The 11,993-nt window shown below is 61.7% G+C and carries 11 protein-coding genes; 8 read left to right on the top strand and 3 right to left on the bottom strand.

Annotated features, from left to right (window positions below):
* Positions 1–69: 69 nt before the first annotated feature.
* Complete coding sequence (locus tag AO268_RS22990) at positions 70–873, bottom strand: AMP-binding protein (protein ID WP_099169970.1); 804 nt, start codon at positions 871–873, stop codon at positions 70–72.
* Between the two features lie 553 nt (positions 874–1,426).
* Between AO268_RS22990 and AO268_RS22985 the strand changes: the two genes are divergently transcribed.
* Both AO268_RS22985 and AO268_RS22980 read left to right on the top strand, forming a co-directional pair.
* Positions 1,427–2,134 carry a winged helix-turn-helix domain-containing protein gene (locus tag AO268_RS22985; protein ID WP_076963986.1) on the top strand — a complete coding sequence of 236 codons (708 nt, stop codon included), beginning with the start codon at positions 1,427–1,429 and terminating at the stop codon, positions 2,132–2,134.
* Positions 2,135–2,138: 4 nt separating this feature from the next.
* A complete protein-coding gene (locus AO268_RS22980) occupies positions 2,139–3,419 on the top strand; it encodes an ATP-binding protein (RefSeq protein ID WP_099169969.1) in 1,281 nt (426 codons plus the stop codon).
* Between the two features lie 73 nt (positions 3,420–3,492).
* Here AO268_RS22980 and AO268_RS22975 read toward each other — a convergent pair whose 3' ends face one another.
* The gene (locus tag AO268_RS22975; protein WP_099169968.1) at positions 3,493–4,284 is read right to left on the bottom strand and encodes a MipA/OmpV family protein; all 792 of its coding nucleotides are present in this window, start codon (positions 4,282–4,284) and stop codon (positions 3,493–3,495) included.
* Positions 4,285–4,376: 92 nt separating this feature from the next.
* Positions 4,377–5,264, bottom strand: coding sequence for a LysR family transcriptional regulator (locus AO268_RS22970; protein WP_099169967.1), 888 nt, complete (start codon positions 5,262–5,264; stop codon positions 4,377–4,379).
* Between the two features lie 131 nt (positions 5,265–5,395).
* Here AO268_RS22970 and AO268_RS22965 point away from each other — a divergent pair, with 131 nt between their 5' ends.
* From AO268_RS22965 to AO268_RS22940, 6 genes are all read left to right on the top strand, one after another.
* The gene (locus tag AO268_RS22965) at positions 5,396–6,214 is read left to right on the top strand and encodes an FAS1-like dehydratase domain-containing protein (protein ID WP_099169966.1); all 819 of its coding nucleotides are present in this window, start codon (positions 5,396–5,398) and stop codon (positions 6,212–6,214) included.
* Positions 6,215–6,242: 28 nt separating this feature from the next.
* Positions 6,243–7,406 (top strand): acyl-CoA dehydrogenase family protein, encoded by a 1,164-nt coding sequence (locus tag AO268_RS22960; RefSeq protein ID WP_099169965.1) that lies wholly within the window; start codon positions 6,243–6,245, stop codon positions 7,404–7,406.
* 10 nt (positions 7,407–7,416) lie between these two features.
* Positions 7,417–8,766, top strand: coding sequence for an MmgE/PrpD family protein (locus AO268_RS22955; RefSeq protein WP_099169964.1), 1,350 nt, complete (start codon positions 7,417–7,419; stop codon positions 8,764–8,766).
* Positions 8,767–8,775: 9 nt separating this feature from the next.
* Positions 8,776–9,972, top strand: a complete 1,197-nt coding sequence (locus AO268_RS22950; protein WP_099169963.1) for a CaiB/BaiF CoA transferase family protein — start codon at positions 8,776–8,778, stop codon at positions 9,970–9,972.
* A 14-nt stretch (positions 9,973–9,986) separates the two neighbouring features.
* Positions 9,987–10,796: an HpcH/HpaI aldolase/citrate lyase family protein gene (locus tag AO268_RS22945; RefSeq protein ID WP_099169962.1), complete on the top strand. Its 810-nt coding sequence runs from the start codon at positions 9,987–9,989 to the stop codon at positions 10,794–10,796.
* Between the two features lie 152 nt (positions 10,797–10,948).
* Positions 10,949–11,932 carry a TRAP transporter substrate-binding protein gene (locus AO268_RS22940; protein WP_099169961.1) on the top strand — a complete coding sequence of 328 codons (984 nt, stop codon included), beginning with the start codon at positions 10,949–10,951 and terminating at the stop codon, positions 11,930–11,932.
* Positions 11,933–11,993 lie beyond the last annotated feature (61 nt).

The following is an 11,993-nucleotide window of genomic DNA, read 5'->3' as shown; positions in this document are numbered from 1 at the left end:
CTCGGCGTCGGCGAAGGTCATCTGCTTCATCGGGAAACTCGGTGGGTGGGGTCGCGGTATTTTGCCAAATCAGAAAGTCTTTTTCAGAGTTTCCATAGGAGGAAAGATATGTATGCCAGTCACCCTTTCGCGCTTTGCCACCTCCAGCACGTCCTCCGCAACCTGCGGCTGTCGGCTTTCAATCACTGAAGTCCCACCGAAATACAGCGGCATCAAGATGTTGTACACGCCGTAGTCGGACGCCAATGTGGAATAGCTGAGGATCACGTCGTCTGGCGTGTTGTTCAGGTAGGTCGTAACACTCGTTGTCGCTGCGACCATGATGCGATGGTTGACGACCACACCCTTTGGGTTGAATGTCGAGCCGGAAGTATAGAAGATCGACGTGACGCAAGTGTCGTCCTGCAGCTCGGGAAGCGTCGTGTCTAGGGTTTGTAGCGCTGATACTGCTAGGTCAAGAGAGATGACCTTCGGGTGCTGCGTCTCTTCGTTACCGATAAGTATGATGCGTGTTAAATCGGTTTCCAGGCACAGCGTTTCCAGCGCCTCGAAAGGATGGGTGATCAGAACCCTGGCACCTGTGTGCTTGAGTTGATACACCAGTTTTTCGCGACTATAAGTCGGGTGTGTTGCGGCTGTAATCGCACCCACATGCAGTACTGCCAGGTAGGCAGCGATCAGGTCGATGCAAATAGGTGAATACAGTGCTACCCGATCGCCCGGTTGAACGCCGTTAGCCATCAGAACATGGGCAATTTTTAGTGTCCGAGCGTGAAGCTCCTCATAGCTGTAGTGGACCGCATCCAGGGCAATAGCACACTTGTCCGGATAGTTGATGGCATTCTTTTTGATGACGTCGTGATATAAGGGCATAAACGGCTATCCGTCTTCAAAAGCATGTAAAAAATAAAAAATGGTGCTATATAGCGAATGTTTGCATTAAGTGAGTGGCTTGTTAGTGAGGGTGTAGAGGAGAGCAGTTTGGTTGTGAGCGGTGGGTGTGCAGTGTCGCATGATATTAATTCCTTTGGTATGAAGTTTAAAGTTTGTTCGCGCATTGGCTTTCACCGAAAGCGCATGGGTGGTTTTATTGGTATTGCTGGGCTATCAAATAGTAGAGATGTTTTTTATCTGTCATTGCGGGGTGAAAATATAGATTGCGAGACAAATAAATGTTAGTGGTGAAATTTCCCAAGTTGCCGTGAGTGAATCCTGTCAGAAAAGTCTGCATTGAGTTGTCGCGCGGCTTGAGCATGTAGCGATTTGCCGGGTTAAAAAATATGAGCGAAATGTTAAAAACTTTTAAAATTATGAAGTTTTTTGAATGCTTCGAGAAAAGTAGATTTTCGCCGTGTGTATTAACTTTTCGGCCCCTATGCCATCTATAATACCCGCTCTTGAATCCGCCTCTACACACTGAGAAATTATGGAAAACTTGGGTCTTGGCAAGGTATTGCTCGTTGAGGACGATGAGAAGCTGGCAGGGTTGATCGCCCATTTCCTGTCCCAGCACGGTTTTGAGGTGTCGACCGTGTATCGCGGTGACCAGGCGCTGGCCGCCTTCCTTGCCTTCAAGCCCAAGATCGTCGTCCTTGACCTGATGCTGCCTGGCCAGAGCGGTCTGCATGTGTGCCGCGAGATCCGTAATGTGTCCGACACCCCCATCGTGATCCTCACCGCCAAGGAAGATGACCTGGACCATATCCTCGGCCTGGAGTCCGGTGCCGATGACTATGTGATCAAACCGATCAAGCCGCCGGTGTTGCTGGCGCGCCTGCGGGCCTTGCAGCGGCGTCAGGTACCGGAGCCAACCGTGCGTGGCGCCCTGGCGTTCGGCCGGCTGGCGATTGACCGCAGTTGCCGGGGGGTGAGCCTGGGTGACGAGCAGATCGACCTGACCACCATGGAGTTCGAGCTGCTGTGGTTGCTGGCCAGCAGCGCGGGCAAGATCCTGTCGCGCGACGATATCCTCAACCGCATGCGCGGGATCGCCTTCGATGGGCTCAACCGCAGTGTCGATGTGTATATCAGCAAGCTGCGCAACAAACTCAACGACAACCCCCGTGAGCCGGTGTGCATCAAGACCATCTGGGGCAAGGGCTACCTGTTCAACCCGTTTGCCTGGGAGGTCTAGCCTGATGCTGCGCCTGTTCCTGCGTCTGTACATCATCCTGGCCCTGGGCCTGGCCGGGGCGATCTGGCTGGTGAACTACACCTTCGACGAATTGCTGCCCGAGGCCAACGAAACCTACAACCGCGAAGCCATGCGCGGCCCGGCCTATGGCCTGGTGGAGCAGTTGCGCCCGTTGCCGGCTGGCGCGGCCCGCGAGGCACGCCTGGCCGAGCTGCAACAGCACTATGGCTTGCGCCTGGGCTTTATTGAGCGCAACGCGGCGGGCCTCGACCCCCGCGAGCAACAATTGCTGGCTGATGGCAAGTTGGTGGTACGCGGCGATTTCATGGAGTTCATCACCGAAATCGACGGTGGCGCGCAACTGCTCCAGGTCAAGCTGCCGGAGGAGCCGCGCTGGCTGTACCTGTGGGCCTATATCCTGTTGGGCCTGTGCCTGGCCATCGTCCTGTATTTCTGGGTGCGTCCGCATTGGCGCGACCTGGAGCATATCCGCCTGGCGGCCCAGCGCTTCGGTGACAATGACCTGGGCTCGCGCATCCTGTTGCCGCGCCGTTCAAGCGTGCGCGAGTTGGCCGGGCACTTTAACCAGATGGCCGAGCGCATCGAGCACCTGATTGCCAACCAGCGCGAGCTGACCAATGCGGTGTCCCATGAATTGCGCACGCCCATTGCGCGCCTGTCGTTTGAACTCGACCAGCTCAAGCAGGAAGCAGACCCACGCCAGAGCCGCGCGTTGATCGGCGACATGTACGCCGACCTTGGCGAGCTGGAGGAAATGGTGTCCGAACTGCTGACCTACGCCAGCCTTGAGCGTGGCGCGACACAGGTCACCCGCGAGAGTATCGAGGCGCAAAGCTGGCTCGACAGTGTGATCGGCAGCGTGGCCCTGGAAGCCGAGGCCGAAGGCGTGCAGTTGTCGCTGCGCACCTGTGAAGTCGATTTTATCCAGATCGAACCACGGTTTATGGCGCGCGCGGTGATCAACCTGCTGCGCAATGCCATTCGTTACGCCGAGCAGCGGGTGGAAGTGTCGTTGGTCAAGTTCGGCAGTGGTTATGAGGTACGCGTCTGCGATGACGGCCCCGGCGTGCCCGAGGAAGGCCGGGAGAAAATCTTCCAACCCTTTATGCGCCTGGACGCCAGTCGCGACCGCCGCACCGGTGGCTTTGGCCTGGGCCTGGCGTTGGTACAGCGGGTCAGCCAATGGCATGGCGGGCAGGTGCAGGTGTTGGATTCGCAGTGGGGCGGGGCGTCGTTCCGCATGACCTGGGCTTATGCCGACTGATCTTCTCAAAACCTGTGAAGATCAAAAAATGTGGGAGCAAGCCCACTCCCACATTTTTGATTGGGTTATCCAATCAGAAAGTGTAGTTCAACACGCCCATCACCGAGGTTTGCACCCGGCGCTCGACAATCGGGCTTTTACCCGCATCCCCCGACAAATATTGCACATCCAGCAAGGTCGAGAACGTTGTGTGGTCGCCCAACGGCACGCTCCAATCGAGGCTCAAGCCGCGGCTGACCATCCCACCCTTGGCGTCATACGCGCGAAAGCGGCTGCGCGCGGCCTGGCCAGGTGTCACCCCATACCAGGTCTGCACATAGTTGCGGTCGCCAAAGCGGCTGTTGAGGCTGGCGTCCACGGTGCCATAGTCGCCGTCATACAGGTGGGTGCCGATGCTCAGTTCCAATGAGGTAAAGGCCTTGCCGCTGTCTTTCTTGTCATCTTCTTCCAGAGCATGTTCCAGGGTCGCGCCCAGGATTGCCGCGCCCAGGGTATAGCTGGCACTGATCCCAAACTGCGGCCGGGACTTTATAGTGCCCATGCCCTTGAGTCGATCGGAGCCCTGGTGGCCGCTTTTCTTGCGGTCCTTGCGCCCGTCGCTGGCGCCGACATAGGCACTGAAACTGAGGGTGTCATCCTCATAACCCCAGCCCAACCCCGTGTCGGTATCGAGAAAAATCCCCCACGGGCTGACAATGTTTGCGCCAAGCACGGGCGCGGTCATCCGCTCAGTGCTGCCGCTGTAGCGCGGCAGGCTGGCCGCCCCGGCGTGCAGGCTGTATTGCCAATCTGTGGCGGCTGACAGTTGGGTGCCGGTGAGCAGGCACACAGAAGTGGCAGCGAGGTAGATCGTTTTTGAACGCATGATGGCCTTCGTCGTTCCAGGAAAGGCTTGAATCCTAGGGACGGCGTAGGCAGGGGTCTTTGACAGCTTTGTCAGGAAACTGTCAAAGACTGTTAAGCCGGTGGCCTCAGCGTCGCAATCAGTGCGCGGATCGCCCCCGGCAGGGCATCCAGTTCGCGTACCAGGATGCTGCGCTCGCGCACCGCCCAGGGTTCATCGAGCTTGATCGTCACCAGTTGCATGGTCCGACTGTGCCGCACGGCGGCGGACTCGGGGATGATGCCGATACCCACCCCGGCTTCGACCATCCGGCAGATGGCTTCAAAACTCGACATCTGGATACGCAGGGACAGTTGTTTGCCCAGGCGCTCGACGTGTTCACGCAAGAAACTGAGCAAGGTGCTGCCTTCGTGCAGGCCGATATGCTGATAGGCCAGGGTCTGTTCCAGGGTCACTGACGGCTGGTTGGCCAGGGGATGGCCCACCGGCACCGTCAGCACCAGGTGGTCGGTGCTGAAGTGCAAGACCTGCAAGCCCGGCGCCTGGACGGGGCCGGCGATGATGCCCATGTCGCTGGTGCCGTCGAGCACGCCGCGCACGATGTCACGGGACAGGCGTTCTTGCAGGTCCACCGTCACGCCGGGGCGCTGGGAGAGGAAGCCGGCGAGGATTTCCGGGAGAAACTCGGTGACCGCCGTGGTATTGGCAAAGATGCGGATATGCCCGGCGGAGTCGGCGCCATATTGGGTGAATTCGCTTTTCAGGTAATCGACCTGGCGCATGATCAGCCGGGCGTGATGCAGCAGTCGTTCCCCGGCCGGGGTGATTTCCACGCCACGGCTGTCGCGGTACAGCAGGCGCGTATCCAGCTGGCCCTCCAGGGCCTTGATCCGTGCACTGGCGGCCGCCGGCGAGAGAAACGCGCGCTTGGCGCCCTGGGTCAGGCTGGGGGATTCGGCGATATGGATAAACAGGCGCAGATCGGCCAGGTCGAAGTGCATGCAAGGCTCCCGGGTAAAGACAGCGGCGTTCAGCATAACCGAACGCTGGTTTATTGAAATGCAAATTCTCAGAACGGCCAGGCGCTTGCATGATCCGGGGCAGACACTCACTGCCCGAGGACCTGCCCCCGATGAGCGCCACTGATTGGATTGGCCGAAGCGAAACCGCCCACGACCACCTGAGCCGCAACCTGCTCAAACGCATCGCCGCCACCTTCGGCGAGGCCGTGCCGGACGACGGTGCGGCTCTACCGCCGCTATGGCAGTGGTGCTTTTTCCAGGACCCGCTGGCGGAAAGCGCCCTGGGCGCCGACGGCCACCCGGCCCGTGGCGGGTTCCTGCCGCCGGCCGATAACCGCAACCGCATGTGGGCCGGTGGGCGTATCGAGTTCCTGCAGTCCTTGCGTGCCGGTGAGGCGGCCACCCGCGTGTCGACCATCACCCAGGTCGAGGAAAAGACCGGGCGCAGCGGTTCGCTGCTATTTGTCACCGTGCGCCACGACTACGCCCAGGATGGCCGCCTGGCCATCCGTGAGGAACAGGACATCGTCTACCGCGAGCCCACGCCGCCCAAGGCTGGCAGCGGCGAGGCCCTGGCCCGGGGCGACTGGTATGAGGCGATCGACCCCACGCCAACCCTGCTGTTTCGCTACAGCGCCGTGACCTTCAACGGCCACCGTATTCACTACGACTACCCCTACGTGACCGGCACCGAAGGCTATGCAGGGCTGGTGGTACATGGGCCGCTGATCGCCACCTTGAGCCTGCGTGCTTTTTGCCGGGCACACCCCGACGCCACCTTGCGCCGTTTTGCCTATCGCGGCGTGCGCCCGTTGATTGCGCCGCAGCCGTTCGAGGTGGGCGGGCGGGTGACGGCGGCCGGTGTCGCCCAGCTGTGGGCCGGTAACGCTGACGGCCTGGCGCAGCAGGCTGAAGTGCATTTTGAATAATCCAGGAACAACAGGCGGAGAGCCGTTAATGAACCCCAATGACAACGAAGAACTCAACGCCATCCGCGAAGGCGTGCGCGCCTTGTGCGCTGAATTCGATGCCGCGTACTGGCGCAGAATCGATGAAGAAAAGGGCTTCCCCGAGGCTTTCGTCAAGGCCCTGACGAAAGCCGGCTGGCTGTCGGCGATGATCCCCGAGGAGTACGGCGGCTCCGGCCTGGGCCTGGCCGAAGCCTCGGTGATCCTCGAGGAGGTCAACCGCTGCGGCGGCAACTCCGGCACCGTCCACGGGCAGATGTACAACATGTTCACCCTGTTGCGCCATGGCAGCGCGGCGCAAAAGCGCTTCTACCTGCCCAAGTTGGCCAGCGGCGAATTGCGCCTGCAGTCCATGGGCGTCACCGAGCCCACCACCGGCACCGACACCACCAAGATCAAGACCACCGCGATTCGGCGCGGCGACAAGTACGTGATCAACGGGCAAAAGGTGTGGATCTCGCGGGTGCAGCATTCTGACTTGATGATCCTGCTGGCGCGTACCACGCCGCTGGCCGAGGTGAAGAAAAAGTCCGAAGGCATGTCGATCTTTTTGGTGGACCTGCGCGTGGCCATCGGCAACGGCCTGACCGTGCAGCCCATTGCCAATATGGTCAACCACGAGACTAACGAGCTGTTCTTCGACAACCTCGAACTGCCCCTCGACAGTCTGATTGGCGAGGAGGGTAAGGGCTTCAAATACATCCTCGACGGCCTCAACGCCGAACGCACGCTGATCGCCGCCGAATGCATCGGCGACGGCCGCTGGTTTATCGAAAAGGCCAGTGCCTATGCCCGCGACCGCGTGGTGTTTGGCCGGCCCATCGGGCAGAACCAGGGGGTGCAGTTCCCGATTGCCGAGGCCCATATCGAAATCGAGGCGGCGGACCTGATGCGCTGGCGTGCTTGCGAGGAATACGACCGCGGCGCCAATGCTGGGGCCAGCGCCAATATGGCCAAGTACCTGGCGGCCAAGGCGTCCTGGGAAGCGGCCAACGCCTGCCTGCAAACCCATGGCGGCTTTGGGTTTGCCTGCGAGTACGACGTGGAGCGCAAATTCCGCGAGACGCGCCTGTACCAAGTGGCGCCGATCTCCACCAACCTGATCCTGTCCTACGTGGCCGAGCATCTGCTCGAACTGCCACGCAGCTTCTGAGGGCCTGCGCATGAGCCATACCCAAGCCTTGTGCCGGTTCCTCGCCGAGTTGCATGACGCGCAATTGCCCGACGCGGTGCTGGCGCGTACCGAAGAGCTGTATCTGGATTGGCTGGCCTCGGCGCTGGCCAGCCAAGGCTCGCACCCGATTCCCTTGTTCGAGCGCTATGCGCAAAAAATGGGCCCAGCCACCGGGCCTGCGCAGATAATCGTCAACGGCGCCAGCAGCAGCGCGTATTTTGCCGCGCTGGTCAACGCCGCCTCGTCGCACCTGGTGGAGCAGGATGACCTGCATAACAGCTCGGTGCTGCACCCGGCGACCGTGGTGTTTCCCGCCGCCCTGGCCGCCGCGCAAGACCTCGGCAAGTCCGGCCGCGAGTTGCTGTTGGCCGCGGTGGCCGGGTATGAGGCCGGGATTCGCATCGGCGAATTCATGGGCCGTTCCCACTACCGTATCTTCCACACCACGGCCACGGTCGGCACCCTGGCGGCGGCGGTGGCGGTTGGCAAGTTGCTGGACTTTAACGAGGAGCAATTTATCAACCTGCTCGGCAGCGCCGGCACCCAGGCTGCCGGGCTCTGGGAGTTCCTGCGTGATGCCGCCGATTCCAAGCAGTTGCACACGGCCAAGGCGGCGGCGGATGGCTTGCTGGCCGCGTACCTGACGGCGGATGGCCTGAGCGGTGCGCGCAATATCCTTGAAGGCGAGCAGGGTTTGGCGGCGGGCATGTCCAGCGATGCCGAGCCGAGCAAATTGTCTGCCGGCCTCGGTAGCCGCTGGGCGCTGCTGGAAACCTCGTTCAAGTTCCATGCTTCGTGCCGCCATACCCATCCGGCCGCCGACGCGTTGCTGGACTTGATGCAGCGCGAAGGCCTGGGCGCTACGGACATCGCCAGGGTCGAGACCCGCGTGTATCAAGGCGCCATTGATGTGCTCGGCCGTGTGACCGTGCCCGTCACCGTGCACCAGGCCAAGTTCTCCATGGGCACCGTGCTCGGCCTGATTGCCGTGCATGGCAAGGCCGGGCTTACCGAGTTTCATCAGTGGGCCCTGAGCGATCCCGCCGTCGCGGCGTTCCGCGACAAGGTCAGCATGACCCTCGACCGCGCCGTCGATGACGCCTATCCGCAGCGCTGGCTGGGCCGCGTCACCGTGACCTGCGTCGATGGCCGCACGTTGCACGGTGCGGTTGACGAGCCCAAGGGTGACCCCGGCAACACCCTGGACCGTGGGCAGTTGGCGGACAAGTTCCTGCGCCTCTGCCAGTTCAGCGGCGCCCGCACGCCGGCCCAGGCCCGCGCCTTGATCGAAAAAGCCTGGAACCTGCGCAACGCCGCATCCATGGCCCATTGGCTTTGAGGAATTGTCATGACTGCTAATCAACGACCGCTGGACGGCATTACCGTGGTCAGCCTGGAACATGCGATTGCTGCACCGTTCTGTACCCGCCAACTGGCTGACCTGGGGGCGCGGGTGATCAAGATCGAACGCCCGGGCAGCGGTGATTTCGCCCGTGGCTACGACGAGCGCGTGCGCGGCCTGGCCTCGCATTTTGTGTGGACCAACCGCTCCAAGGAAAGCCTGACCCTGGACCTCAAGCAGGCGGAGGCCGGCGCGATCCTCGACACCTTGCTGGCCGAGGCCGACGTGCTGGTGCAGAACCTGGCACCCGGTGCCGCAGCCCGGATGGGGCTGTCGTTCGAGGCCTTGCAGGCGCGCTTTCCACGGCTGATTGTCTGCGATATTTCCGGCTACGGCGAAGGCGGGCCCTATGAGAAAAAGAAAGCCTATGACCTGTTGGTCCAGAGCGAGGGCGGTTTTCTTTCGGTGACCGGTGGCCCGGGTGAAGATCAGATGGCCAAGGCCGGTTGCTCCATCGCGGATATCTCCGCCGGCATGTACGCCTACAGCGGCATCCTGTCGGCACTGCTGCTGCGCGGCAAGACAGGCAAAGGCAGCCGCATTGACGTGAGCATGCTGGAAAGCCTGGTGGAGTGGATGGGCTACCCGATGTACTACGCCTTCGACGGTGCCCCGCAGCCACCACGGGCCGGCGCGGCGCATTCGACGATCTACCCCTACGGGCCGTTCCCCACCGGCGACGGCGGCACGGTGATGCTCGGTTTGCAGAACGAACGCGAATGGGCGGCGTTCTGCGACAAGGTACTGCTCACCCCTGCGCTGGCGACGGATGAACGCTTCTCGGCCAACTTCAAGCGTTCGGCCAACCGCGAAGGGCTGCGCCAGATCATTGTCGACAGCTTTGCCCAACTGGACGCCGCAGCCGTGATCCAGCGCCTGGAACACGCGCAGATCGCCAGTGCGCGGGTCAACGATATGCAAGGCGTGTGGGACCACCCGCAACTCAAGGCCCGCGACAGCTGGCGTGAAGTCGACAGCCCGGCGGGGTCGCTGCCGGCGCTATTGCCACCGGCGCGCAATGCCGCGTTTACCCCGCGGATGGATGGCGTACCGGGGCTGGGGCAGCACAGCCAGGGGATTCTCCAAGCGCTTGGCTACTCGGGTGAAGCCATCGACAGCCTGCGGGTACGCGGCGTTATCTAATCAGGAGTGCAGTGATGTCGTTGATTCGTTCTGCCTTGTTCGTGCCGGGCAGCCGCCCCGAGCGCTTTGCCAAAGCGCTGGCCAGTGGTGCCGATGCGGTGATCGTGGATTTTGAAGACGCGGTGGAAGAACCCCTCAAGCGCCAGGCCCGGGACAACCTCGGCGGGTTTTTAACGGCCAACCCCGAGGCCTGCGTGTGGGTACGCATCAATGCCCCGGAACACGCCGAGCACTGTGCCGATGTGGCGTTTTGCAAAGCCCACGGCAATGTGGCCGGGGTGCTGCTGCCGAAGGTGGAGAGCGCCGCCCAGGTGGCCGTGGTGGCCGCCGCCGGCAAACGCATCTGGCCGATTATCGAAAGTGCGCGAGGTTTGCTGGCGGTGGCTGAAATCGCCCATGCTTCGCAGGTCGAGCGCCTGTCGTTCGGTGGCCTGGACCTGGCGCTGGACCTGAACCTGAGCAGCCCCTCGGCGGCGGCGAATTTTGCCCTGGATCAGGCGCGCCTGGCGCTGATCGTGCACTCGCGCGCCGCCGGCCTGGTGGCACCGCTGGACGGCGTACACCCGGCCATCGACGACCCCGAGGGCCTGCGCCGCTCGATCCGACATGCCTATGAAATGGGCTTTGCCGGGGCGCTGTGTATTCATCCCAAGCAGGTGCCGGTGATCCATCAAGCCCTGGCGCCGAGTGCGGCGGACCTGGCCTGGGCCCAGCGGGTGGTGGAAGCCGGCGCCCATGGGGCTGGGGCCTACCAGATCGATGGGCAGATGGTGGATGCGCCGGTGTTGCTGCGGGCCCAAAGGCTGCTGGCAGCACAGCCCTGACAGACCACGCCAGCTCGCACACGGGATAGGCATGGCTCCCAAGGCTGGTGTTCGGCTTGGCCGAACGCAGGGTTTAAAAATTTGAAATTCACTACACGCCTCACATCAGGCACCTTGCCTGACACCACCACAACAATAAAAAGGTGATACCCATGCTCAAGCTTTCTCGGGCGCTGTTGTGCGCCGCCACGTTGTTTGCCGCAGGTCTGGCCCAGGCGGCCGATCCGATCGTCATCAAGTTCGCCCATGTGGTAGCGGAAAACACCCCCAAAGGCCAGGGCGCGCTGCTGTTCAAGAAACTTGCCGAAGAGCGCCTGGCGGGCAAGGTCAAGGTCGAGGTGTACCCCAACTCGTCGCTGTTCGGTGACGGCAAGGAAATGGAAGCGCTGCTGCTGGGCGACGTGCAGATGCTGGCGCCGTCCCTGGCCAAGTTCGAGCAATACACCAAGCAGGTGCAGATCTACGACCTGCCGTTTTTGTTCAACGACCTGGCTGCCGTCGACCGTTTCCAGGCGGCCGAGGGCAAGCAACTGCTGACGTCGATGCAAGACAAGAACATCCTCGGCCTGGCCTATTGGCACAACGGCCTCAAGCAACTGTCGGCCAACAAGGCCCTGCATGAACCCAAGGACGCCCGCGGCCTGAAGTTCCGCGTACAGGCCTCCAGCGTGTTGGAGGAGCAGTTCAAGGCGATCCGCGCCAACCCACGCAAGATGAGTTTTGCCGAGGTCTACCAGGGCTTGCAGACTGGCACGGTCAACGGCACCGAAAACACTTGGTCGAACTATGAAAGCCAGAAGGTCAACGAGGTGCAGAAGTACTTCACCGAATCCAACCACGGCCTGATCGATTACATGGTGATCACCAACGCCAAGTTCTGGAACGGCCTGGCGCCGGAGATGCGTAGCGCCCTGGAGCAGATCATGGGCGAGGTCACCGTCGAGGTGAACAGGCAGGCCGAAGCGCTGAACCAGTCGGCCAAGCAGAAGATCATCGACGCCAAGACCAGCGAAATCATCGAATTGACCCCCGAGCAACGCCAGCTCTGGCGCGAAGCCATGCGCCCGGTGTGGCAGAAGTTCGAGGGGCCGATTGGCGCTGACCTGATCAAGGCCGCGGACGCGTCCAACCACTGATCGCCTGCGCGACCCCGACCCAATGTGGGAGCGGGCTTGCCCGCGATGGCGGCGTCTGAGC

The organism is Pseudomonas sp. ICMP 8385 (genome assembly GCF_002699915.1).
Taxonomy (GTDB): Bacteria; Pseudomonadota; Gammaproteobacteria; order Pseudomonadales; family Pseudomonadaceae; genus Aquipseudomonas; species Aquipseudomonas gessardii.
Note: the sequence above shows the minus strand (reverse complement) of the source record. Positions and strands in the feature narration are given on the sequence as shown.